General features: G+C 71.6%; 21 protein-coding genes. 12 read left to right on the top strand and 9 right to left on the bottom strand.

Annotated features, from left to right (window positions below; all coding sequences use genetic code 11):
• Positions 1-35 precede the first annotated feature (35 nt).
• The 3 genes from paaC to paaA are packed head-to-tail and all read right to left on the bottom strand — an operon-like array spanning position 36 to position 2175.
• On the bottom strand, positions 36-782 hold the full coding sequence (gene paaC, locus O7626_RS32330) for a 1,2-phenylacetyl-CoA epoxidase subunit PaaC (protein WP_278064792.1): 747 nt from the start codon (positions 780-782) through the stop codon (positions 36-38).
• Positions 779-1081, bottom strand: coding sequence for a 1,2-phenylacetyl-CoA epoxidase subunit PaaB (paaB, locus tag O7626_RS32335; RefSeq protein WP_278064793.1), 303 nt, complete (start codon positions 1079-1081; stop codon positions 779-781). Before paaB ends, paaC begins: the two co-directional genes overlap by 4 nt.
• Entirely contained in the window at positions 1078-2175 is a 1098-nt protein-coding gene (gene paaA / locus O7626_RS32340; RefSeq protein WP_278064794.1) for a 1,2-phenylacetyl-CoA epoxidase subunit PaaA, read from the bottom strand. The genes paaB and paaA overlap by 4 nt, the downstream gene beginning before the upstream one ends.
• A gap of 397 nt (positions 2176-2572) precedes the next feature.
• On the opposite strand from paaA, the gene O7626_RS32345 reads away from it, so the two are divergent.
• Complete coding sequence (locus tag O7626_RS32345) at positions 2573-3526, top strand: serine hydrolase (protein ID WP_278064795.1); 954 nt, start codon at positions 2573-2575, stop codon at positions 3524-3526.
• The gene (locus O7626_RS32350) at positions 3526-4488 is read left to right on the top strand and encodes a serine hydrolase (RefSeq protein WP_278064796.1); all 963 of its coding nucleotides are present in this window, start codon (positions 3526-3528) and stop codon (positions 4486-4488) included. Before O7626_RS32345 ends, O7626_RS32350 begins: the two co-directional genes overlap by 1 nt.
• 109 nt (positions 4489-4597) lie before the next feature.
• Here O7626_RS32350 and O7626_RS32355 read toward each other — a convergent pair whose 3' ends face one another.
• Positions 4598-5449, bottom strand: coding sequence for a menaquinone biosynthesis protein (locus tag O7626_RS32355; protein WP_278066419.1), 852 nt, complete (start codon positions 5447-5449; stop codon positions 4598-4600).
• Between the two features lie 421 nt (positions 5450-5870).
• On the opposite strand from O7626_RS32355, the gene O7626_RS32360 reads away from it, so the two are divergent.
• A complete protein-coding gene (locus O7626_RS32360; RefSeq protein ID WP_278064797.1) occupies positions 5871-6740 on the top strand; it encodes a serine hydrolase in 870 nt (289 codons plus the stop codon).
• A 52-nt stretch (positions 6741-6792) separates the two neighbouring features.
• On the opposite strand, the gene O7626_RS32365 is transcribed toward O7626_RS32360, so the two are convergent.
• Positions 6793-8100 carry an MFS transporter gene (locus tag O7626_RS32365; protein ID WP_278064798.1) on the bottom strand — a complete coding sequence of 436 codons (1308 nt, stop codon included), beginning with the start codon at positions 8098-8100 and terminating at the stop codon, positions 6793-6795.
• A gap of 74 nt (positions 8101-8174) precedes the next feature.
• Complete coding sequence (locus tag O7626_RS32370) at positions 8175-8756, bottom strand: metalloregulator ArsR/SmtB family transcription factor (protein ID WP_278064799.1); 582 nt, start codon at positions 8754-8756, stop codon at positions 8175-8177.
• Positions 8757-8896: 140 nt separating this feature from the next.
• On the opposite strand from O7626_RS32370, the gene O7626_RS32375 reads away from it, so the two are divergent.
• The 3 genes from O7626_RS32375 (at position 8897) to O7626_RS32385 (ending at position 13974) form a co-directional block, all read left to right on the top strand.
• The gene (locus O7626_RS32375) at positions 8897-10309 is read left to right on the top strand and encodes an ATP-binding protein (protein ID WP_278064800.1); all 1413 of its coding nucleotides are present in this window, start codon (positions 8897-8899) and stop codon (positions 10307-10309) included.
• Between the two features lie 193 nt (positions 10310-10502).
• Entirely contained in the window at positions 10503-12500 is a 1998-nt protein-coding gene (locus O7626_RS32380; RefSeq protein WP_278064801.1) for an AAA family ATPase, read from the top strand.
• 175 nt (positions 12501-12675) lie between these two features.
• On the top strand, positions 12676-13974 hold the full coding sequence (locus tag O7626_RS32385) for a serine hydrolase domain-containing protein (RefSeq protein WP_278064802.1): 1299 nt from the start codon (positions 12676-12678) through the stop codon (positions 13972-13974).
• A gap of 235 nt (positions 13975-14209) precedes the next feature.
• On the opposite strand, the gene O7626_RS32390 is transcribed toward O7626_RS32385, so the two are convergent.
• Entirely contained in the window at positions 14210-14794 is a 585-nt protein-coding gene (locus tag O7626_RS32390; RefSeq protein ID WP_278064803.1) for a hypothetical protein, read from the bottom strand.
• A gap of 356 nt (positions 14795-15150) precedes the next feature.
• Between O7626_RS32390 and O7626_RS32395 the strand changes: the two genes are divergently transcribed.
• From O7626_RS32395 to O7626_RS32420, 6 genes are all read left to right on the top strand, one after another.
• Positions 15151-15861 (top strand): transporter, encoded by a 711-nt coding sequence (locus O7626_RS32395; protein WP_278064804.1) that lies wholly within the window; start codon positions 15151-15153, stop codon positions 15859-15861.
• Positions 15858-16178, top strand: coding sequence for a transcriptional regulator (locus tag O7626_RS32400; RefSeq protein ID WP_278064805.1), 321 nt, complete (start codon positions 15858-15860; stop codon positions 16176-16178). The genes O7626_RS32395 and O7626_RS32400 overlap by 4 nt, the downstream gene beginning before the upstream one ends.
• Positions 16175-16771, top strand: a complete 597-nt coding sequence (locus tag O7626_RS32405) for an ABC transporter ATP-binding protein (protein ID WP_278064806.1) — start codon at positions 16175-16177, stop codon at positions 16769-16771. The genes O7626_RS32400 and O7626_RS32405 overlap by 4 nt, the downstream gene beginning before the upstream one ends.
• Before the next feature lie 557 nt (positions 16772-17328).
• On the top strand, positions 17329-18624 hold the full coding sequence (locus O7626_RS32410) for an IS21 family transposase (RefSeq protein ID WP_278064807.1): 1296 nt from the start codon (positions 17329-17331) through the stop codon (positions 18622-18624).
• The gene (gene istB, locus O7626_RS32415) at positions 18621-19439 is read left to right on the top strand and encodes an IS21-like element helper ATPase IstB (RefSeq protein WP_278064808.1); all 819 of its coding nucleotides are present in this window, start codon (positions 18621-18623) and stop codon (positions 19437-19439) included. Before O7626_RS32410 ends, istB begins: the two co-directional genes overlap by 4 nt.
• A 91-nt stretch (positions 19440-19530) precedes the next feature.
• Positions 19531-20238, top strand: a complete 708-nt coding sequence (locus O7626_RS32420) for a hypothetical protein (RefSeq protein WP_278064809.1) — start codon at positions 19531-19533, stop codon at positions 20236-20238.
• Positions 20239-20730: 492 nt separating this feature from the next.
• Here the strand turns inward: O7626_RS32420 and O7626_RS32425 are convergent, their stop codons facing one another.
• The gene (locus O7626_RS32425; RefSeq protein ID WP_278064810.1) at positions 20731-21642 is read right to left on the bottom strand and encodes an ABC transporter ATP-binding protein; all 912 of its coding nucleotides are present in this window, start codon (positions 21640-21642) and stop codon (positions 20731-20733) included.
• A complete protein-coding gene (locus O7626_RS32430; protein ID WP_278066420.1) occupies positions 21639-22736 on the bottom strand; it encodes an iron ABC transporter permease in 1098 nt (365 codons plus the stop codon). The genes O7626_RS32425 and O7626_RS32430 overlap by 4 nt, the downstream gene beginning before the upstream one ends.
• Positions 22737-22750: the final 14 nt, after the last annotated feature.

The following is a 22750-nucleotide window of genomic DNA, read 5'->3' on the forward strand; positions in this document are numbered from 1 at the left end:
CCGCCCGGCAGGACGGCTGTCGGGGGCGGCGGCGCTCACCAGCGGGCTCCGGGGTGTGCGCGGTGCAGCACCTGCATCTCGGCGAGCAGGTAGGAGAGGTGCTCGGTGTGCAGCCCGGCCCGGCCGCCGGTCGGCCCCCAGCCGTCGGCAGGGCGGTCCAGCGTCGCGGTGGCCAGCACCGGCTCGACGGCGGCGAGGAAGTCCGGACGCAGCCCGGCCGGGTCGACCGGCGCGGCCGGGTCGGCGGCGAACAGCTCGACGGTGTACGGCCACAGCTCGTCCACGGCCGCCTGCATCCGCCGGTGCGACTCCTCGGTGCCGTCGCCGAGGCGTACCGTCCAGAGGCTGGCGTGGTCGAGGTGGTAGGCCACCTCCTTGCGAGCCTTGCCCGCGACGGCGGCCAGCCGTTCGTCGGCGCAGCGGCTCAGCGCGGTGTAGAGCGGAAGCTGGTACGCCGACAGGAAGAGCAGCTTCGCGATGCTGAACGCGAAGTCGCCGTTCGGCAGCTCGACCAGCAGGCAGTTGCGGTACTCCCGGTCGGAGCGTAGGTACGCCAGCGCGTCCTCGTCCCGGCCGGCCCCCTCCAGCTCCCCGGCGTAGCCGAGCAGCAGCCGGGCGGCGCCGAGCTGGTCCAGTGCGATGTTGGCCAGCGCGACGTCCTCCTCCAGCTCCGGTGCGGCGGTGACCCACTCGCCGAGCCGCTGCGCGGCGACCAGGGCGTCGTCGCCGAGCCCGAGCAGGTGGTCGACGGTCGTGCCGGCAGGCGCCTCGGGGGTGTTCACAGGTGGGCCGCCCCGTCCGGTACCGGGTAGAACGTCGGGTGCCGGTAGACCTTGTCGGCGGCCGGCTCGAAGAAGGCGTCCTTCTCGTCCGGGCTGGACGCGGTGATCGTCCCGGCCGGGACGACCCAGATCGAGACGCCCTCCTGCCGCCGGGTGTAGAGGTCCCGGGCGTTGCGCAGCGCCAGCTCGGCGTCCGGGGCGTGCAGGCTGCCGACGTGGGTGTGCGACAGCCCGCGCCGGGCCCGGACGAAGACCTCCCAGAGCGGCCAGCCGGCCCGGTCCTGCCGCGGGGCGGTCACGCCGGCACCGCCGTACGCCCGGTTGCCCGCTCGGCGCTCCGCTTGGCGGCGTAGGCGGCGGCGGCCTCGCGTACCCAGGCGCCGTCGGCGTCGGCGCGGCGGCGGTGCGTTATCCGCTGCCGGTTGCACGGCCCGTCGCCGGAGATCACCCGCATCAGCTCGGCGTAGTCCGGCTGGGTGTAGTCGTGCGCCTGCCGGGAGGAGTTCCACCGCAGGTCGGGGTCGGGCAGGGTGAGGCCGAGCACGCCGGCCTGCTGCACGCACATGTCGACGAAGCGCTGCCGCAGCTCGTCGTTGGAGAACCGCTTGATCTTCCAGGCCATCGACTGCCGGGAGTGCGTCGAGTCGCCGTCCGGTGGGCCGAACATCGCCAGCGACGGGTACCACCAGCGGTCCACCGCGTCCTGGGCCATCGCGTGCTGCTCCGGGGTGCCCCCCGCCAGGGTGTGCAGGATCTCGTAGCCCTGCCGCTGGTGGAAGGACTCCTCCTTGCAGATCCGGATCATGGCCCGCGCGTACGGCCCGTACGAGCAGCGGCACAGCGGGACCTGGTTGACGATCGCGGCACCGTCCACCAGCCAGCCGATCGCGCCGACGTCGGCCCAGGTCAGTGTCGGATAGTTGAAGATCGAACTGTACTTCTGCCGGCCGGCGAGCAGCAGCTCGACCAGTTCGTCCCGGGTCACCCCGAGGGTCTCGGCGGCGGCGTAGAGGTAGAGCCCGTGCCCGGCCTCGTCCTGCACCTTGGCCAGCAGGATCGCCTTGCGCTTGAGCGAGGGTGCCCGGCTGATCCAGTTCGCCTCCGGCTGCATCCCGATGATCTCGGAGTGGGCGTGCTGGGCGATCTGCCGGATCAGGGTCTTCCGGTACGCCTCCGGCATCCAGTCCCGGGGCTCGATCTTCTGGTCCGCCTCGATCAGGTCGGTGAAGTAGTCCTGCGGGTCGGTGCCGGTGCCCCGTCCACCACCGGGTCGGCCACCCCCGGGACGGCCACGGTCGGCGGCCACCCGGAGCGCCGCCTCGGCCGCCTCGACCTGATCGAGCAGGCCACCGGCGGGTCCGTCGTCCGGGACCGGGAAGTCATGTCCGTACACGGACCAAGTGTTACAGCTCAACTAGCGAGTAACCAAGATGTGTAACAGAAATGCCGCTCGGAACCGGCTCCGGTCCGGCTCTGGTCCGGCGCGGTCTGCGGCACCAAATGTCGCACTGATGGGTGAATGACGCTGGTCACAGCTAGATAAAAATTCCGCATCTATTACCACATAACAGCTTAATTCCGGGCGTGATCGACGAACTGCCCGGCTTCGCCATCTGGCGGATTGGACCGAGCCACGTAAACTTTCCCCGTTCCCGTACTGCCGCCTCCCCCGGCACGTCGGGCGCGGAGCAGACCGCCGGTGTGGGGCTGGCGGAGGCACCGCCGAGATCAACCGCACAGCGCCCCGGACACAGCGGCCCCCCGGCCTTCACCCTTGGAGCCCCATCCTCATGCGTCCCCGCGTGGCCCTGGTGCTCGCCATCACGGCAGTCGTGCTTGGCGGCCTGCTGCTCGTACCCACCGCGTACGCCCGGTTGGTCGATTCCGGCGGCACCTCCCCGTCCGGAGAGACACCCGTCGGGATCGAGCCGTCCGCGCCACCCGCGCCGACCCTGGCCGCCGCGCCGGTGACGGTGAAGGGGGTGGACGGCTTCTTCGGCTGGGCACTGCTGGACCGGGAGAGCGGCAGGATCTCGGGCTCGAAGAACATGACCGCGACCAACTCGACCGAGTCGATGATCAAGGTCTGGATCGTCTCCGACTACCTGCGCCGGCTCGGCGACAGGCAGCCACCGTCGTCGATGTTGAAGGCGGCCAGCACGGCCATCCGGGACAGCAACGACGACGCCACAAACAGCCTCTACAAGGCCGTCGGCGGGGTCGCCACCCTGGACCGCCTGATCAAGATCTGCGGGCTCGCCGAGACCCGCAAGGTGGTGCCGCCCGGCGAGAAGTCCATCTGGTGGAGTTACACCGCGATGTCCCCCCGGGACGCGGTGCGGATGGGAGAGTGCGTCAAGGACGGCACCGCCGCCGGACCGAAGTGGACCGAATGGGTGCTGGAAGAGATGACCAAGGTACGCGGCAGCACCGCCGCGAAGGACCAGAAGGCCAGGCAGGGCGGCGGCCGCTGGGGCATCATCGACGGTCTCTCCGAAGGGATCCTGGCGCAGGGCCCGGTCGCGATCAAGAACGGCTGGACGTTGATCTTTGCTGACGGCAAGTGGCACCTGAACTGCCTGGCCATCACCGACAGGTGGGTGCTCTCGGTGATGACGCGATACTCCGGCCGCAAGGGCCTCGACTACGGCGCCGACGTCTGCGCCAGCGTGGCCAGCCAACTGACCAGCATGCAGCCCGGTGCCGTGCTCCGGGTGCCCGTGCCGCTGTCGGCGAGGTCCTGATGGGCGCCGAGGAACGCGCCGCCGAGCGGCGGGCCCGGTCCAACCGGTCGACGATGCTGCGACTGACCCTGATCACCGGGGTACTGCTGGCGCTGGTACTGGTCGGACTACGGCTGATGCCGGGCTCGCCGTTCGCGAGTACCGCCGCCGCCAGGTGGGGCGAGTCGAACAGTCCGGCCGGCTCGACCGGCACCACCCCCGGTCGGGACCGGACGACGCCCACCCCGACACCCAGCCCCGAGCTGCCGCCGCTGCCGGTGGCACCGGCCAGGGTGAAGATCGACAAGGCCGGCTGGTGGAACTGGGCGCTGATCGACACCCGGACCGGCAGGATCTCCGGTTCGGCCAACATGGACGAGACCAACCCGACCGCCTCGATGATCAAGGCGTGGATCGGGGCGGACTTCCTGCGCCGGGCCGCCGAGCAGGGCGACACCCCGAGCGACACCCGGATGAACCAGGTCTCGATCATGATCCGGGACAGTGACAACACCGCCGCACAGACCCTCTACGAGGTCAACGGCGGTACGGCGTCGATCAAGCGGCTGATCAGCATCTGCGACCTCACCGACAGCAGTCCGGCCGCCGACGGCGGATGGAGCCGCACCGCGCTCTCGGCCCGGGACGCCGCCCGGCTGGGCGCCTGCATCGCCGACGGCCGGGCCGCCGGCCCGAAGTGGACGAAGTGGCTGCTCGACGAGATGCGCAAGGTGCGCGGTGGTGGCAACTTCGGCATCCGCAAGGCGTTCCCGGCCGCCGAGCAGAAGACGATCGCGATCAAGAACGGCTGGGTGGACCGGCAGCGCGAGCAGAAGTACACGGTGAACTGCCTGGCCATCGGCGACGGTTGGACGATGGCGGTGGAGACCCGGTACGCGATCAACCTCGGCTACGGGTACGGCGCCGAGATCTGCCAGGACGTGGCCCGGCAACTCCGCGCCGCCTCCGAAGCCGCCACCTGAGCGGCCCCCGGCCGAGCCAACCGGACGGGCGGCCGGCCGGCGACAGCGGGAACCGCTCAGGCGAGAGCAGCCGGCAGCCGAGCAGCAGGCAGCCAGCGGGTCAGCAGGTTCAGGCGGAGAAGAAGACCGGTCCGTCGGCGGGTAGGGCCGGCAGGCCGGCCAGGTCGACGGCACGGCGGGCGAACTCGCGCAGCCCCGCCACCTGGCGCTCGCCGAGCGAGAAGTCCAGGGTCCGGAAGTAGCTGGCCAGGGTCGCCGCGTCGAACGGCTCCCACCGGGCGGCCGACTCGGCGACCTCGTCCAGCTCGGCCAGGCAGAGGTCGCGGGAGCGCAGGAACGCCTGGTGCACCTCCTTGACCTGGCCGGGGTGGCTGGCCGCGAAGTCCCGGCGTACGGCCCAGACGGCGAAGACCATCGGCAGCCCGGTCCACTCCCGCCAGGCCTGCCCGAGGTCGGTCACCGAAAGCCCCCGGCCGGGCGCCTCGTAGAGGGCGCGCAGCGCCACGTCCCCGATCAGCACCCCGGCCTCGGCCTCCAGCAGCATGGTGGTCAGGTCGGGCGGGCAGGTGAAGTACTCCGGGTCGACGCCGTACTGCTGGGCGAGCAGCATCCGGGCGAGCAGCACCCCGGTCCGGGAGGTGGAGCCGAGGGCGACCTTGGCGCCGTCCAGCTCGGCCAGCGGGCGGGTGGAGACGATGTTGACGGATAGCACCGGGCCGTCGCTGCCGACCGCGAGATCCGGGAGCAGCAGCAGTTCGTCGGCGTGCTTGAGGTATTCGACCAGGGTGATCGGGCCGATGTCGAGGTCACCGGCGACCAGGGCGGCGCTGAGCCGCTCCGGCGAGTCCTTGTGCAGTTCGACGTCGATCAGCGCACCGGAGCGCATCAGCCCCCAGTAGATCGGCAGACAGTTGAGGAACTGGATATGCCCTACCCGGGGTCGCCGCAGCTCGGTCATGATCCGACCGTAACCGCCGGTTCGCCGGGCCGCCCGGCCGACCCGGGCGGAAGTGGCCCAGGACGCAGGGTGGCCCCGCTCCCGTGACGTCGCCGGTTCCCGCCCGTCAGGGACGAAATTCCTACCTGTCACCCAACCGAGCCGCCATGCGTCGAGGTTATGACGATCATGCCGAACCGGAACTTGTCGGCACACAATTCCACGGCCAGTGTGGAGTCGGGCTGCTCGGCCGGGCCCGACGGAAATGTTCCCGCCATCGAACGGAGGAAAAAGGTTGGCAAGCGAAGTAAGTCGCCGGACCGCATTGGGCATCGGCACAGTGGCCACAGCGGGTGCGGTACTCGGAATGACGGGCCGGCCCGCCGGTGCGTCGCCGGGCACGGTGCGCGCGGGCGAGGCCGGCGAAGGATCACCCCGGCAATCGGTGGGGGAGAAGTACCGTTCGGAGCGGGCGAAGGCGGGCGGTAACTGGTATTCGTTCCTCACGATCTCCGGTCCCGGCCCCATCGGGCAGGGCGTGGTCATGGAGAACATCGACACGGTGGTCGAGGCGTACAGCGTCAACAAGATCGCGGTGGCCACCGCCGTGCTCGACAAGGTCGACCGGGGCCTGCTCACCCTGGACCAGCGGGTCGACGTCACCGCCGCGATCGTCGTTCCCGGCGGGGACGGAATCTTCAGCCTGGACAACGCATATCCCAGTTCGGTCACGCTCGGTCACGCGCTGGCCGCACTCCTGACGGTTTCCGACGACACCGCCGTACGCCTTTGCGGGCTCGTCTGTCCCGCCGCCGAACTCAACCAGATCCTCGTCGACAAAGGCTTCCCGAATACGCAGGTCGAGCCGGTCGCCAACCCGAACCGGTTCTATCTCGGCACCAGTACCGCACGGGAGACCCATCGCATGTTGCAGGCACTCGTCTCCGGTGCGCTGCTCTCCTCCGCGTCCACCAACTTCATGCTCACCGCCCTGCGCTCCCCCATCGCGTTCACCGACGGCATCCGGCGCACCATGTCGTCCGACGACCGGGCCAGGATCGCGACCAAGGCCGGCTGGTTCGGTGACGCCCGGCACGAGGCCGGAATCATCTTCAGCTCCGCCGGCGCCCCGGTGCTGACCTACGTCATGTTCGCCGACGGCCAGGCCGATCCCGACAACTTCGGTTCGACCCACCCGGCCGTCCAGGCACGGGCCGCGATGGGGCCCACCTTCCTGGCGGCGGTCAACGCCATATCCACCTCCACCCGGATCGTCCACCGAACTCCCACCTACCGGCCGTCCAACGGCGGCTGACCCGGCCGCTGGGCAAGCGGCGGTCGCGGGCGGCCCCACCTCACCCGGGGGCTCAGGTCCGCGTGGGAAGGGTCGCCCGCTCCCGCGCCCCGGACTGCTCCGGCGCGGCGGCCCGCTCCCGCCGGGCGGCCCGGAGCACCACCGGAGTCACCGCGAGGACCACGGCCAGTCCCGCCAGCCCGGTCACCGCGACCAGCGGGCGGGGCGGGAAGCCGGCCAGCATGATCCCGCCGGCCAGGTAGCCGAGGATCCCGGCACCCTGGATCGCGGCGCCCTGCGCGGCGAAGGCCCGACCGCGCGCCTGCGGCGGCACCCGGTTGACCATGACCAGGTTGGCGAAGACGTTCAGCCCGCCGTTGGCGATGCCGCCGACCAGCCAGAGCAGGACCAGCCAGCCGGCAGCCGGCACGGTGGCGCCGAGCCCGATCAGCAGGCAGGTCACCCCGAGCATGACCAGCACGCTGCGCACCAGGGCGGCGTCGTCCCGGGCCCGCCGGGCGGTGCCGGCCAACAGCCAGGCCCCGATCAGTACGCCGGCTGTCCAGGACGCGCTGACCAGACCGAACGTCGTGGTGGAGGCGTGCAGGGTCTCGCGTACGAAGAAGACCTCGATCACGTTCACCGCGCCCACCCCGGCCACCGTCGCGGCGACCGCGAGCACCATCGCCGCCAGCAGCGGGTCCCGGCGCAGCCGCCAGGCCGCTGCCGCCGCCGGTGTCGGCCCGGTTCCGCCGGTCGGGCCCGCCGTCCGCCGGCCACCCCGGCGGGTACGCAGCAGCAGCCCGGCCGCGATCAGCCCCAGATAGCCGCCGGCGTCGAGCAGCAGCGGGATCCGGGCGCCGAACTGGCCGACCAGCAACCCGGCCAGGGCCGGCGCGAGCAGGATGCCGACCGAGGAGGCGGTCTGGTTGACCGCGCTGGCCCGGGGCAGGTCGGACCGGCGCACCAGCTCGGGCAACAGGGCGGCCAGCGTCGGCTGGGTTACCGCCAGCCCGCAGGCGAGCAGCGCGGCGAGCAGCATGAGCACTGCCGTGCTCTCGGCGAAGGCGAGCGCGACGCAGACGGCTGCCTGGCCGGCCCCGGCACAGACCAGCAGGGTACGGCTGTCCACCCGGTCGGCCAGTCGTCCGGTCAGCGGGGCAAGCAGCACCAGCGGCAGCGCCGCGGCCAGCAGCACCCCGGAGACCGCCAGCCCGCCGGCTCCGGCCGATTGCAGGGTGAGCGCCAGCACGGTCGCGGCCAGGAAGTCCCCGCAGCTCGACACGGCCCGCGCCCCGGCGGCAAGATAGACGTCCCGCCAGCGGGAACCGTCCGGCGGCCCGTCGGCGGGTACGGCAGGATCGGCAGTTGCGAAGGACATACTTCGAAAGTAATCCTTCACAACTGCCGTACGCAACCCCGGACCGGTCCGGGCCGCTCAGGTCGGGTCGGGGGTCACTCCATCGGCAGCGCCGCGAAGTGCACCATCACCGGTCGGGAACCCTCGGGCGGATCGACCCGCTCGCGGCGCCGGTACGGCCGCATCAGCTCCCGGATCCTGCCGTTGAGTTCGACCAACTCCTCGGCGGTCAGCATCAACGTCACACCGCCGTACTGGGCGGCCTCGTACCACTCCTTCGGTTCCTCGCCGAGCCGCCGGGACCACTGGCGGATCCGCTCGGTGTCGCGGGCGACGTACACCTCGATCAGGGTCTCCTGGGCGGCCCGCGCCTCCGGCGGCGCGTCCTGGCCGACATCGACACCCCAGGAGCCGACGCTGCTGCGCCAGAGCCGCTCGCGGGCGTCACCCCGACTCGGCGCCTGCTCGACCAGGCCGAACTTCGCCAGCTCCCGCAGGTGGTAACTGACCGCGCTGGGCGAGAGCCCGACGATCTCCGCGCACTCGGTGGCGGTGACCGCCGCCCCGGTGGTGCTGAGGTGCTCCATGATCTCCAGCCGGGCCGGATGCGCGAGCGCCCGCATCACCTGCGGGTCACTGATCATCAACGGCCGCTGCTCGACGGGCTGCTCGGTCATCCGCCCATGATTGCGCCTCCGGCCCGCCGGACGGCAACGACCCGGGGGGTGGCGGCCACGCCGGAGTCTGCAAGGGCAGTACAAACTGTTTGTAGTACAAACAAGAGGTAGCACAAACAGTTTGCAGTAGACTCGATCGCATGTCGATCGTGGGGCGGGTGGCCGAGTTGACCGAGCTGACCTCGGCCTGGCAGCGGGCCGCCGGGGGAAGTCCCGAGCTGGCGGTCGTCTGGGGCCGCCGCCGGGTCGGCAAGACCTACCTGCTCACCCACTTCGCCCGGAACAAGCGGGCGGTCTACTTCACCGCCACCCGGCAGGACGCCGACGACCGGCAGCTCCGCCGGTTCGCCGGGGCGCTGCGCGAGCAGCTCGGCGAAGAGGTGGCCGACCTGGCCCCGGAGACCTTCCCGGACTGGGAGGCCGCGCTGCGGTTCGTCGCCCGGCTGGCCCGCACCGAACCGCTGCTGGTGGTCCTCGACGAGGCACCCCGGCTGACCGGCGGGCACGCCGACTTCGCCGACACCGTCTCCGCCGCTTGGGAGAACCACCTGCGCGACCAGCGGCTGCTGCTGGTGCTCTCCGGGTCGGCGGTCGCGGTGATGGAGCAGATGCTCGGCCCGCAGGGCGGGCTGCACCGGCGGGCCGGCGTCGAGCGCCGGATGGATCCCTTCCCGCTGCCGGACGCCCGCGCCTTCCTGCCCGACCTACCCCCCGAGCAGTTCCTGGAGGCATACGCGGCCTGCGGCGGCTACCCACTGCACCTGCGGCGCTGGTCGGCCGGACGCTCCACGGAGGAGAACCTGGACGAGTTGGCCTTCACCCCCGGCGGTCTGCTGCTGCGCGACGCACCGGACATCCTCTCCGAGGACCTCGACTGGCGGGGCGGCTACGAGCGGGTGCTGACCGCGATGGCCGGCGGCGCCCGGCGACGCTCCCGGATCGCCGGCCGGGCCCAGCAGCGGATCGACTACACCCTCGACCGGCTGCGCCGGGCCGGCTACGTCCGGGCGGTACGCCCGATCGGCTCCGGCGGCTCCGCCGACCCGATGTACGAGATCGCCGACGACTACCTCGCGTACTGGTTCGCCGTGCTGCGTGACGACGCCGACCTGATCGACGGCGGCCAGGGTCCCGCCGTCCGGCGACGCACCTGGGGGCGGTGGCAGACGCACCTCGCCCGGGTTTTCGAGGCGGCTGCCCGCGAGCACGCCCAGCGGCTGGTGGCGACCGGTGCCCTGCCCGCCGAGACGGTGGTCGGCCGGTGGTGGAAGGACGAAACCGCCGAGATCGACGTGCTCGGGCTGGTCGGCGACGATCCCGTACTCGTCGGCGAGGCCCGGTGGCAGACCCGGCCGCTCACCCTGCGCGACCTGGCCGACCTGCGCCGCCGGGCCGGCCACCTGCCGCCGGGAGCGGCCGGCCCGACCTTCGGGTTCTGGTCACGCGGCGGCACCGACGAGGCGCTGGCCAGCCATCCGGAGGTCCGCACGTTCACTCCGGCCGACATGCTGGCCGGCACGCCCGGCCGGCGGCCGCGGCGGCGGCCCGGCTGAGCACCGGTGGACACCGGTCCAGCCGTCGGAAAACCGGTGGACCCCCGGGTTGAGCTGCCGGTAATGTTGCTGGCCGCTTGACGGCCGAGGTGAGCACGCACCGCAGCGGACGTCGCCGCGCCGGGAGCCGGCCATCCGCCCCCGGACACGCGAGCGAGCAACCGACGCGCTTTCCGCGCCGATGGGAACCAGCATGCCCGCACAGGATCTCGACACCGACCTGGAGCACGAACGCGCACACCTGGCCGCCTCCCGGACCGCCCTGCGGCGGATGCGGGAGCAGGCCGAGTCGCTCTTCCGGACCGGTCAGGACGTGGCCGGCGACGCGTACGCGGCCGAGACGCTCGGCCGGACCCTGCACCGGCGGGTCGCCGAACTCGCCGACGACCCGAACACCCCGCTCTTCTTCGGCCGCCTCGACTTCGCCGACGCCAGCCACCACATCGGGCGGCGGCACGTCACCGACCCGGCCGGCGAGCCGATGGTGCTGGACTGGCGGGCCCCGATCTCCCGCTCGTTCTACCGGGCAACCGTCCGGGACCCGCAGGGCGTGCACGTCCGGCGGCGGTTCGGCTTCGGCGCCGGCCAGCTCACCAGCTTCGAGGACGAACACCTGGACCGGGGCGAGGAGTACGGCACCGCCAGCCGGATCCTGACCGCCGAGATCGAGCGGCCCCGGGTCGGGCCGATGCGGGACATCGTCGCCACCATCCAGCCCGAGCAGGACGAGCTGGTCCGGGCCGACCTCGCCGACTCGATCTGCGTGCAGGGCGCACCGGGGACCGGCAAGACGGCGGTCGGGCTGCACCGGGCGGCGTACCTGCTCTACCTGCACCGGGAGCGGCTGCGCCGGTCCGGGGTACTCGTGGTGGGGCCGAACCGGGCGTTCCTGTCGTACATCTCGGCGGTGCTGCCGGCGCTCGGCGAGGTCGAGGTGACCCAGGCGACCGTCGAGGACCTGCTGGACACCCCGGTACGCGGGACCGACCCGCCGGCCACCGCCGCGCTGAAACACGATCCCCGGATGGCCGAGGTGCTGCGCCGGGCACTGGCCGGGCTGGTGCGGGAGCCGGCGGAGCCGATGGTGGTCTCCGACGGCTCGTACCGCTGGCGGATCAGCGCCGAGGCGCTGCGCCGGGTGGTCGAGGAGGCCCGCCGGGAGGGGTTGCCGTACGCCACCGGCCGGGAGCGGGTCCGGGCCCGGGTGGTCGGCCTGCTGCAACGGCAGTCGGAGGCCCGCCGGGGCGACTCGCCCGGCGACGGGTGGCTGCGCCGGATGGGCCGGTGCAAGCCGGTCACCGGGTTCCTCGACACCTGCTGGCCGGCGGTCACCCCGGACGGGCTGCTGCACCGGCTGCTGGCCGACCCGCGGGCGCTGGCGGCGGCGGCCGACGGGCTGCTCAGCGAGGCCGAGCAGGCGATGCTGAGCTGGGCGAAGCCGCCCCGTACCCCGAAGGCGGCGAAGTGGACCGCCGCCGACGCCGTACTCGTCGACGAGGCGGCCGGGCTGGTCGAGCGGCTGCCCAGCTTCGGGCACGTGGTGGTCGACGAGGCGCAGGACCTCTCCCCGATGCAGTGCCGGGTGATCGCCCGGCGCAGCGAGCACTGCTCGGTCACGCTCCTCGGCGACCTCGCCCAGGGCACCGCACCGTGGGCGGCGACGGACTGGCGGGAGTCGCTGCGGCACCTCGGCAAGCCGGACGCCTCGGTGGTGCCGCTGACCATGGGCTTCCGGGTGCCGGCCGCGGTGCTGGCGCTGGCCAACCGGCTGCTGCCGGCGCTGGCCGTGGCCGTGCCGCCGGCCGAGTCGCTGCGCTCGGACGGCGCGCTGGACGTGCGTACCGTGCCGGACACGGTGGCGGCGACGGTGGCCGAGGTGCGCGCGGCGCTGGCGCAGGAGGGTTCGATCGCGGTGATCGCCGCCGAGGCCGAGACGGACCGGCTGGCCGAGGCGCTCGCCGCCGCCGGCATCCCCAGCACGGCCGCCGACGAGGTCGAGGCGGCGGCCCGGGTCAGCGTCGTGCCGGCCACCCTGGCGAAGGGTCTGGAGTACGACCACGTGATCGTGGTCGAGCCGGCCCGGATCGTGGCGGCGGAACCCCGCGGCCTGCACCGGCTCTACGTGGTGCTGACCCGGGCGGTGTCCCAGCTCGCCGTGCTGCACACCGAGCCGCTGCCCGCGCCGCTCTGAGCCCCCGACGCTTCCCGCTTCTCCCTCTCGCGGTGGAACCCGGCGGCGGACCGGGACCGCACGACTCGTCCGGGGTGCCGAGTCGCGGTTCGACACCGAAGTGGACGTTTTCGCCGCCGGGGCGGACCAGAATCTCCGGAGAAGAGATCGTCACGTCCAACCGGGGGAGGAACCATTGTCCGCGTACCGTCCACACCAGTCCCGTCGTGACTTCCTGCGCACCGTGGCAGGGTCGGCGGTCGCCGCCGGGGCACTCGCCGCCGGCGCCTCCCCGGCGCTGGCCGGGCCTGCCGCCACCGGCCAGCCCGGCTCCGGCGGCGCCCTGCCCGACGCGGCGCTGCGGGACGCGCTGCGCGCGATCACCGAGGCCGGGATGCCCGGCGCCTTCGCCGAGGTCCGCGACGGGCGGGAGACCTGGCGGGGGGCCAGCGGCGTCGCCGACATCGCCACCGGCCGGCCGGTGCGGCCGGACTTCCAGCACCGGGTCGGCAGCATCAACAAGACCTTCGTCTCGACGGCGCTGCTGCAACTCGTCGGCGAACGCCGGCTGGTGCTCGACGCGCCGCTGCGCCGCTACCTGCCCGGACTCGCCCCGGCCGGGGTGACCGTGCGGATGCTGCTCGACCAGACCAGCGGGATCAACGACTACGACCATGTTCTCTTCGGCTCGGTGGAGGGCGTCGAGAAATACCAGCACACCACGATCCGGCCGCGCGAGTTGGCCGCGATCGGGCTGGGGCAGCAGCCGACAAACGCGCCGGGCGAGCGGCACTCCTACTCGAACACCAACTACGTGCTCGCCGGGCTGCTGCTGGAGCGGGTCACCGGGCGGCCGGCCGCCGTCGAGATCGGCCGGCGCGTGCTGCGCCCGCTGGGGCTGCGCCGGACCTACTTCCCGGGTACGGACCCGCGCATCGACGGGCCGCACTCGGCCGGGTACGTCCCGTGGGTCGACGGGCTGCGGGACTTCAGCGTCTTCAACATGTCCTGGGCCTGGATGGCCGGGGAGATCGTCTCCACCACCGCCGACCTGAACAGGTTCTTCCGGGCGTTGCTCGGCGGCCGGCTGCTGCGCCCGGCGGAACTGGCGCAGATGCGGCGTACCGTGCCGGCCGACCCGGCCAACCCGTCCGGCACCGGGTACGGCCTGGGGCTGTTCACGGTGCCGTTGCCGAGCGGACCGGTCTGGGGGCACGACGGCGTGGTGCTCGGCCACCAGGCGATCTCGCTGCACTCGCCGGACGGCCGGCGTCAGGGCACCGTCGCGATGAACGCCACCCACTACTGGGTACCCGGGCAGCCCGACCCGATCGGCGCGGCGCTGTTCGAGTTCCTGTCCACCGCCTTCGGCAGTACGTCGGCGGCGGCGGGGCAGCGGGCCCTCGCCGGCCCGTCCGGGCACGGTCCGCTGAGCCCGGCGCCGGGGGCGGCGACGCTGCTCCGGCCGCTGCCCGGGGTCGGCGTCACCGGCTGACGCCAGCGGCATTCCGGGGGCGGGACGGTCGCCCGTCCTGCTGTGGGTTCTCAGTAAAGGGCCGCCGGCCCAGCGGAACAGCGGATGGGCGGGGCGGAGTAACTGTTCGGGCGCTGGATGATCGAGGCATCGGGCAGCAGGCACCCTCATCTCCGCCGACCGGGCGTTACGTTCAGTGACAGAGGTTGGTGTTGCTCGACGCACGGTCTTGCCGATGTGAGCGCGCTGACCCGTGTCACGGGTTGCCGGCAAACCTGCGTTTCCATATATTCCTCCAGCGACGCTCGGATGCAGGTGTCATGAGCGCGTGCGCCCCTACCGGGCCACGCGGGTCGACACCGCAGGCCGGACAGGGAGGGAACTGACGAAATTGCCCGCAGACCGGGCAAGTTGTGGGAGGTACCTGGCCGGACGAATACACTCCGATCAACCGATCGACAACCACGGCGAGCTGCTCGGTAGGGTGCACCTCGGGATTTGGGCACCACGCCAGTAGGCCTCCCCAGGACAGCCAGTTGTCGCTTTTTCGTGGCATTCGCTGCCCGGCGGCTTTCTCCGTCCGACGTCGCTCGGCGAACGGCTGCCATACAGCCTGCCAGCGCAGGCGGGCCTCTTCCACCTCATCAATCGCCAGCAGCAGTGATCCGGAGTTCTGCTCCAGACGTTGCGGGATGCCAGCGTTAAGGACGAGATGGTGCCAGGTGGCGCGGAAACCGTACGGCGCGAAGTGCAGCACACATTCCCGCAGCGCTAGCAAACGGCTGTGCGGGCTCCGCTCGATATCGCGGGCGCGGCGAGCTTGGGCAGGAAAGCTGGTCACCAACCGAACCTAACGGCGCTCCCGGCATACTGTCATGCCGCGGTGAGCGCGCACCCAGCCTGCGTGGCCTTCATTACTCAGTGTTACGTCCGTGGCGGCTCAACCCGGGCCTGACCTACCCATCCGTTCTGGAGATGGCGTACCGATCTCGGGACTTCAGCCTGTCCCCCCGACAAGCGACGACCCAGACGGCGGCACGCAGCCCGGGTTCGGATCAAGTTCCGTGAGAACGGATCAGGTACGGATCAGATCCAGTGAGAACGGATCAACTTCGCTGAGAACCCACACCTGCCCCTCTGCCGTAGGTCGAAAACTAGTTGGCGCGGTCGTGGACTTTGCGTTGTGAACTCGTTTGCATGAACGGGAACTTTGACGAGCTACCGCCCGCCGACCCGGCCGCCGCACTCCGCCTGATCGCCGACCAGCAGGTTGAGGCGGCCCGCCAGCTCAGCCCCAACCTGCTCTGGTACTACTGGCCCTGGGGCCTGGCCTGGCTGGTCGGCTTCGGACTCTTCTTCCTGCGCTTCGGGCCGGACGGTCGGGTCTTCGTCGAGCTGCCCACCTGGCTGCCGCTGTTCACCCTGCTCGCCCTGCTGATCGCCGCCGGGATCGTCTCCGGGATCGTCGGCGGCCGGACGTACGGCCAGGTCGCCGGAGACTCGCGGCGACGCGGTCTCTGGTACGGGCTGGCCTGGGGCCTCGGCTTCAGCAGCGTCAGCGCGGTACTCGGTCGGGTCTCCGACCAACTGCCCGACGACCTCGCCGGGCTGCTCTGGGCCGGCGTCACCGTCGGGCTGACCGGCGCCCTGCACATGGCCGGCGGCGCGGTCTGGCTGGACCGCAACCTCTTCCGGCTCGGCGTCTGGATCAGCATCATCAACATCGCCGGGCTGGCCGCCGGCCCCGGCTGGCACGCGCTGGTGATCTCGGTCCTCGGCGGCGGCGGGATGCTGGTGGCCGGCGTCCACTTCCTGCTCCGGGACCGGCGGCGGGGCCGGGACATCACCGCCGGCCTCTCCGCCGGTCACCCCGGCAGCGCGGGCGGAAGCCCCGGGAGTGCCGCGTGACCGGCCTGCCGGAACTCGACCCCGTGATCCACGCGCAGGCCCGGCTCCGGGTGACCGCGACCCTCGCCACCCTGCACGACGGCAACCGGATCACCTTCCCCCGGCTCCAGGACATCCTCCAGATGACCGCCGGCAACCTCTCGGTGCACCTGCGCAAGCTCGAAGAGGCCGGCTACGTCGAGATCGTCAAGACCCACCACGGCCGTACCCCGACCACCCTCGTCGGGCTCACCCGGCGCGGCCGGTTCGCCTTCGAGGAGTACACCCTCGCGGTCCGCGCCCTGCTCGATCCCCCTTCAGCGGAGGAAAAGCCATGATCCTCGCCCGCGCCGTCCAGGCCACCCGCCGGTACGGCGACGTCACCGCCCTCGACCGGGTCGACCTCGAACTCCCGGCCGGCGAACTGGTCGGCCTGCTCGGCCCGAACGGCGCCGGCAAGAGCACCCTGCTCAGCCTGCTGGTCGGGCTGCGCCGGGTGCACTCCGGCCGGGTCGAACTCTTCGGCACCGACCCCCGTGACCCGGCCGCCCGCCGGCAGATCGGGATGACCCCGCAGGAGACCGGACTGCCGCCCACCATCCGGGTCGGCGAGGTGGTCGACTTCGTCTCCGCGCACTACGCCGATCCGGTGCCCCGGGCCGAACTGCTCGGCCGGTTCGGCCTCGACGACCTGGTCCGGCGGCAGACCGGCGGCCTCTCCGGCGGGCAGAAACGCCGGCTGGCGGTCGCGCTGGCCTTCGTCGACCGTCCCCGGCTGGTGTTCCTGGACGAGCCGACCACCGGACTCGACGTGACCGCCCGCCGGGAACTCTGGGACGGCATCCGCCAGTTCCACGCCGATGAGTTCAGCACCTTGAGTGGGCACCACTCGGGCAGGTTCTTCGGGTACCAGTGGGATCGACCGTGCTAGGCATCTGCGTTCGCCGATGGGAAAGATCGGCATTTGGTTTCGGCGCCAACCGGTAGGTGGTCGTCATGATCGGCAACATGTTTCGGCACCACCCTCGACACGCGGGATGCCTGCTATGCCGTTCTTGCTCGACTTGTTGATATCGCCGGGTTTAGGTTGATCCCGGTCATATCGGGAGGCCGGGTTGTTCACGCGTGTCGAGTTGTTCGAGCGCATCCGCGCTGATCGGCGGGTGGATCCGTCGGTGTCTCAGCGGGAGTTGGCGCGCCGGCATCAGGTGTCACGTCGTACCGTTCGGGCGGCGTTGACGTCGGCGCTCCCGCCGCCGCGTCGGCGGCCTGCGCGGGGGCGTCCGCTGGCGTTGGCGCCGGTGCTTGCCGTGGTGGACGCCATGTTGCGTGAGGATGTGGTTGGCCCGCGTAAGCAGCGGCACACGATCGAGCGGATTTGCCAGCGTCTGGCTGTTGAGCATGGTTTCACTGAGGCGTCGTACTCGACGGTGCGTAATTACGTGGCCCGCCGGCGGCCGGAGATCCTGGCCGAGGCGCGGGAGGGGCGTGGTCACCTCGACGGGATGGTCCCGCAGGTCCACGCCCCCCGGCGAGGAGGCGGAGGTCGACTTCGCCGAGGCGTTCGCGGTGGTCGCCGGCAAGTCGATGAAGTGTTACCTGTTCACGTTGCGGATGTCGTACTCGGGCAAGGCCGTGCATCGGGTGTTCGCCTCGCAGGGCCAGGAGGCGTTCATGGAAGGGCATGTGGAGGCGTTCCGGGTTCTCGGCGGGGTGCCGACCCGGCACATCCGCTACGACAACCTGAAGCCGGCGGTGCGGCAGGTGTTGTTCGGTCGGGGGCGGGTGGAGTCGCAGCGGTGGGTCGCCTTCCGCTCGCACTACGGCTTCCACGCGTTCTACTGCCTGCCGGGCAAGGACGGCGCGCACGAGAAGGGTGGGGTGGAGCACGAAGGCGGCCGATTCCGCCGCAACCACCTGGTCCCGCCGCCGCAGGTCGCCTCTTTGACCGACCTCAACGACCGCCTGGCCGTGATCGACGCCGACGAGGACGCCCGGCACGTCCACGGCGCACCCGCCAGTATCGGGTTCACCTTCGCCGCGGAGGCGCCGCTACTGCACCGGCTGCCCGCCGATGATTTCGAACTCGGCACCACGCTGACACCGCTGGTGCGGCGCAACGCCCGCATCGTGGTGCGGCAGTGCTATTACTCGGTGCCGGCGCGGTTCATCGACCGCAAGGTCCGGGTCAGCCTGCGGGCCAACGAGATCGTCGTGTTCGACGGCCGGCAGGTCGTGGCCCGCCATCCACGGCTGTCGCGCCGCTACGACTACCGCGACGACCTGGACCACTACCTGGAGATCCTGCTGGTCAAACCCGGCGCCCTCGCCGGGTCGACCGCTCTGGCGCAGGCCCGGGCAGAAGGGTCGTTCACCTCGGTCCACGACGCGTTCTGGGCCGCTGCCCGCGCCGCGCACGGCGAGGCGGCCGGCACCCGGGCGTTGATCGAGGTGTTGCTGCTGCACCGGCAGCTGCCGCACCCGGCGATGGTCGCCGGCATCGGCGCCACCGTCAACGCCGGCTCGTGCAGTCCGGAACTGGTCGCCATCGAGGCACGCAAGGCCGCCGACGCCGGCCCAGCACCGCAGGCCACCACCTGCGAACCCGCTGACGCCATCGCCGAGGACGGTCAAGATCTGACCGAGCCGGTCGACGACGCTCCCGGCGCCCGGGTGATCTCCCTGCACTCCCGGCGGCTGCCCTCCGGAACCGAACACAAACCGCCGCCCATGAGCGTCTACGACCAACTGCTGCACCACCGACCGAAAGGCACAACCGCGTGAGCTCGACCGCCTCCACCGGCAAGGTTTCCCGCACGCCGCGGCCCCGCCAGTCCGCCCCCGGCGTCGACCTCATCGACGCCGCTATCGACACCGCCTGCGCCGACCTGCGCCTGCCGACCATCCGCGACCGCTACGCCGAGATCGCCGAACAGGCCCTACGCGACCGCGCGAACTACAAGGGCTTCCTGTTGGACCTGCTCCGCGCCGAGATCGCCGACCGCGACGAGCGACGCAAACAACGCCTGATCCGCGAAGCCGCCTTCCACCGCCCCAAACGCCTCGACGACTTCGACTACGACAAGAACCCCCACGTCGACCCCGTCTACGTCAACAACCTCGCCAACCCGGCCTGGGTCAACGCCGGCGCCCCGCTGGTGTTGCTCGGCAACTCCGGCACCGGCAAGAGCCACCTGCTCATCGGAATCGGCACCGCGATCGCCGAACACGGCCTACGAGTGCGTTACTCCACCACCGCGAACCTGGTCAACGAACTCGCCGAAGCCCACAACGAGAAACGTCTGTCGCGGACCCTGCACCGCTACGCCCGCTACGACCTGCTCTGCCTCGACGAGTTCGGATACCTCAACCTCGACCGCACCGGCGCGAAACTGCTGTTCCAGATCTTCACCGAACGTGAGGAACGCAAAGCCGTCGCCGTCGCCTCCAACGCCCCCTTCTCCGAATGGGACAAGACCTTCACCGAGGAACGACTCTGCGCCGCCATCGTCGACCGACTCACGTTCAACGGCTACCTGATCGAGACCGGCAGCGACTCCTACCGGCTGCAATCCACCCTCGAACGCAACCGCAGCTGACCGCAGCCCTCCACGAATAGGCTATTGACGCCTGATAGTTACGGTCTTCGTCCGGTTGGGTTGCTGTTCTCATATGCGAGAATTGCCTTCGATGAGTGAGCCAGGTCCCCCCGCCCAACTGCTTCGCCAGCTGACCGATCCGTATGCCGCAGAGGCCGCTGCCGCTGCGATGGTGGCTCAGGCTGCCTGGCTGCAAGGCCCTCCACCACCAGAGATGATCGTGGCCCTGGGCAACTGCGTGCCGGATGGCGCGATCGTTGACCTGGCCCGAGCTTGGCCACGAAGCGCTCTCGTCCCTGCGCTGGTGCATGCTGTGGACATCGAAGATGACCTGGAGCGTAGGCGGAGTCTGGCCTGGATCATCAAGCAGGTTCCTCTCGAAGGCGCGGTGGCGACGCTGCTGTCGCGGGCGAGCCGGTCCAACGAGGATCGGATCGTCCGCCGATATCTGCTGGAAGCTGTGCAGCGCTGCGGAATCGTCGCCAACGATCCGTGGATCCTTGTCGGACCGACCGTCCGTGTCCTCGTGGAGGATCCGGACCCTCTCATCCGGGAAACGGCGATTGCGCTGATCGGTAGCTGTGAAGGTTACGACGCCGAGCGCCGGGCGCTGCTGGTCGCCGCGCTGGCGGACCCCGACGCAACGGTGATAACGGTTGCCGCGCTGGCCCTGCGGGGCACGGGCGTGCGGGAGGCTGAGATCCCTGCAGAGCTAGCCAGGAACCTCCTCGAGCATCCCGACCTGCGGGTGCGGTGGTCGGTCGGTGACCTGTTCGAGCACCCCGACATGTCGCCCTGAAAAGAACCACGCCAGCATTCACGATCACCCTCCAGGCCGGTTGACAAGGAGTGTCGCTGGCTACCGCCGTTAGCAGGTCAGGCGGTCAAAGGCCGAACAGCGGCGTCGGGACCGAACCTCCCGACGCCGCCGCGTCCTCACCCCACGCAGAGCCGGGCCCTTCAGACCCCGCATCGGGAGCGGAGCCTGAAAGAACCCGGTCTGCCCCGATCCTACCCAACCCCGGCACTCAACCCACCGGAGCGACCCGCTGACACCCACAGCCACCAAACACCTGGTACCCGAACAAGCTGCCGATCTTCGACGCCCAGCACCTGGTACCCAAAGAAGCTAACGATCAGCGGCCGTCGATCACCCGTCGCGTTCGGCGGTGCCCGAAGAACCTGCCCGAGTGGTGCCCGTTCAAGGTGCCGGAATCATAGGACTCCCGGCCGGAGTCGGCGCCCGCCCGACCCGGCACCGCCCGCCGACAACCGCTGGTCGCCGCCAGTACTAGTCGGCGGTGCGCCGGGTGCGGACCGGGACGACGAGCGGGCCGTGTTCACCCTCGATGACGCGTACCCGGGCCCGGTAGTGCGTACCGAGCAGGTCGTCGGTGAGCACCGAGCGGGGCGGGCCGTCGGCGACCACCGCGCCGGCGGCGAGCAACACCATCCGGTCGGCGTACTCGCCGGCGACCGAGAGGTCGTGCATGGTGGCCAGCACGGTCAGGCCGTGGTCGGCGCGGAGCTGGTCGACGAGTTCCAGCACCTCCTGCTGGTGCCCGATGTCCAGCGCACTTGTCGGCTCGTCGAGCAGCAGCAGCGGGGCACCCTGGGCCAGCGCCCGGGCCAGGAAGACCCGCTGCCGCTCGCCGCCGGAGAGCGTCGCCAGCGGCCGGGCCGCGAAGCCGGTCAGGTCCAGCCGGTCGAGTACGTCGTGCGCCACCGCCAGGTCGGCGGCGGACTCCCGACCCAGCGGCGGCACGTACGGGGTGCGGCCGAGCAGCACGTAGTCGAGTACCGCCATCCCGGCCGGCACGACCGGGGACTGCGGCACCGTGGCCACCGTCCGGGCCCGGTCCCGGCGGCGGAGCCGGGCGAGCGGCGTACCGAAGAGGGAGATCGAGCCGGTGCTGGCCGGCAGCAGCCCGCCGACCGCGCGGAGCAGCGTCGACTTGCCGGCGCCGTTCGGGCCGATCACGGTGACCCACTCCCCGGCGGCGACCGAGAGACCGACCCCGGTCAGGATGGCCGCCCCGCCGAGTGTCACCCCGAGGTCGGTCACCTCGACGGCGACCCCGGTCGGCGCGGTCGCACCGCTCGCACCCGTCGGGGCGGTCGCACCCGTAGGCGCGGTCGCACCCGTAGGCGCGGTCGAACTCGTCGCGCCCGTCGCACCACTCGCGCCGGTCGGGGCGGTCATTCCGCCACCCGCCGGGTGGTGCGCAGCACGATCGCGAAGAACGGGCCGCCGAGCAGGGCGGTGACCACGCCGATCGGGATCTCGGCCGGCGCGGCGACGGTACGCGCGGTCAGGTCGGTCAGGGTGAGGAAGGCGCCGCCGAAAAGCACCGAGAGCGGCAGGATCGCCCGGTAGCTCGCCCCGGCCAGCATCCGCACCACGTGCGGGACGATCACGCCGACGAAACCGATCAGCCCGGAGACCGAGACGGCGGCGGCCGTGCCGAGCGAGGCCGCGGCGACCAGCAGCAGCCGGGAACGCTGCGGATGCAGCCCGAGACTGCTCGCCTCGTCGTCGCCGAGCGCGAGTACGTCGAGTTCACGCCGGTGCACCAGCACCACGGCGGTGGTGAACACCGCGTACGGCAGCACCACCAGCACGTCGTGCCAGCCGGCGGTGGCCAGCCGGCCGAGCATCCACGAGTAGACCTCTTGGATGCTCTCGGCGTTGCGTTGCAGCAGGTAGGTCTGTCCGGCGGCGAGGAAGGCGGAGACCGCCACCCCGGCCAGGATCAGCGTCGCCGGTGAGCGGTCCCGGCCGCCGGCCGCGCCGAGCAGGTAGGTCAGCAGCACCGCGCCGAGCGCCCCGACGAAGGCGGCCAGCGGCACGGTGACCGGCAGCCCGACCGTGACGTCCGCGCCGCTGACCCCGCGCAGCACGATCACGGCGGTCACCGCGAGACCGGCTCCGGCGGCGACGCCGAGCAGGTGCGGATCGGCCAGCGGGTTGCGGAAGACGCCCTGGTAGCAGCCGCCGGCCAGGGCCAGCATCCCACCGACGAGCAGGCCGAGCACCACCCGGGGCAGCCGCAGCTCGGTGACGATGGCGATCTCCCGCTCGTTCAGGCCGCTGTGCAGGTGCACCCCGGGGACCAGGTTGAGCAGCTCGATCGCGACGCTGCCCGGCGGCAGGCTGACCGGCCCGAACGCGATGCCGGCCAGGGCGGCGACCACGACGGCGGCGAACCCGGCCGCCAGCCACCGCCGGCGCAGCCCGGCGGGCCGCCCCGGTTGGCCGCGCCCGGCGGGTGCGGCCGGCGTGCCGGGGCGGGCCAGGGCGGTGGCTCGGC

The organism is Micromonospora sp. WMMD1102, assembly GCF_029626265.1.
GTDB lineage: Bacteria > Actinomycetota > Actinomycetes > Mycobacteriales > Micromonosporaceae > Plantactinospora.

Bases quoted from the DNA above. Each gene is read 5' to 3' on its own strand.
- O7626_RS32395 (WP_278064804.1), top strand. From the start codon at position 15,151: ATGAACGGGAACTTTGACGAGCTACCGCCCGCCGACCCGGCCGCCGCA.
- O7626_RS32350 (WP_278064796.1), top strand. From the start codon at position 3,526: ATGGGCGCCGAGGAACGCGCCGCCGAGCGGCGGGCCCGGTCCAACCGG.
- O7626_RS32425 (WP_278064810.1), bottom strand. From the start codon at position 21,642: ATGACCGCCCCGACCGGCGCGAGTGGTGCGACGGGCGCGACGAGTTCG.
- O7626_RS32365 (WP_278064798.1), bottom strand. From the start codon at position 8,100: ATGTCCTTCGCAACTGCCGATCCTGCCGTACCCGCCGACGGGCCGCCG.
- O7626_RS32420 (WP_278064809.1), top strand. From the start codon at position 19,531: ATGAGTGAGCCAGGTCCCCCCGCCCAACTGCTTCGCCAGCTGACCGAT.
- O7626_RS32370 (WP_278064799.1), bottom strand. From the start codon at position 8,756: ATGACCGAGCAGCCCGTCGAGCAGCGGCCGTTGATGATCAGTGACCCG.
- O7626_RS32375 (WP_278064800.1), top strand. From the start codon at position 8,897: ATGTCGATCGTGGGGCGGGTGGCCGAGTTGACCGAGCTGACCTCGGCC.
- O7626_RS32345 (WP_278064795.1), top strand. From the start codon at position 2,573: ATGCGTCCCCGCGTGGCCCTGGTGCTCGCCATCACGGCAGTCGTGCTT.
- O7626_RS32405 (WP_278064806.1), top strand. From the start codon at position 16,175: ATGATCCTCGCCCGCGCCGTCCAGGCCACCCGCCGGTACGGCGACGTC.
- O7626_RS32380 (WP_278064801.1), top strand. From the start codon at position 10,503: ATGCCCGCACAGGATCTCGACACCGACCTGGAGCACGAACGCGCACAC.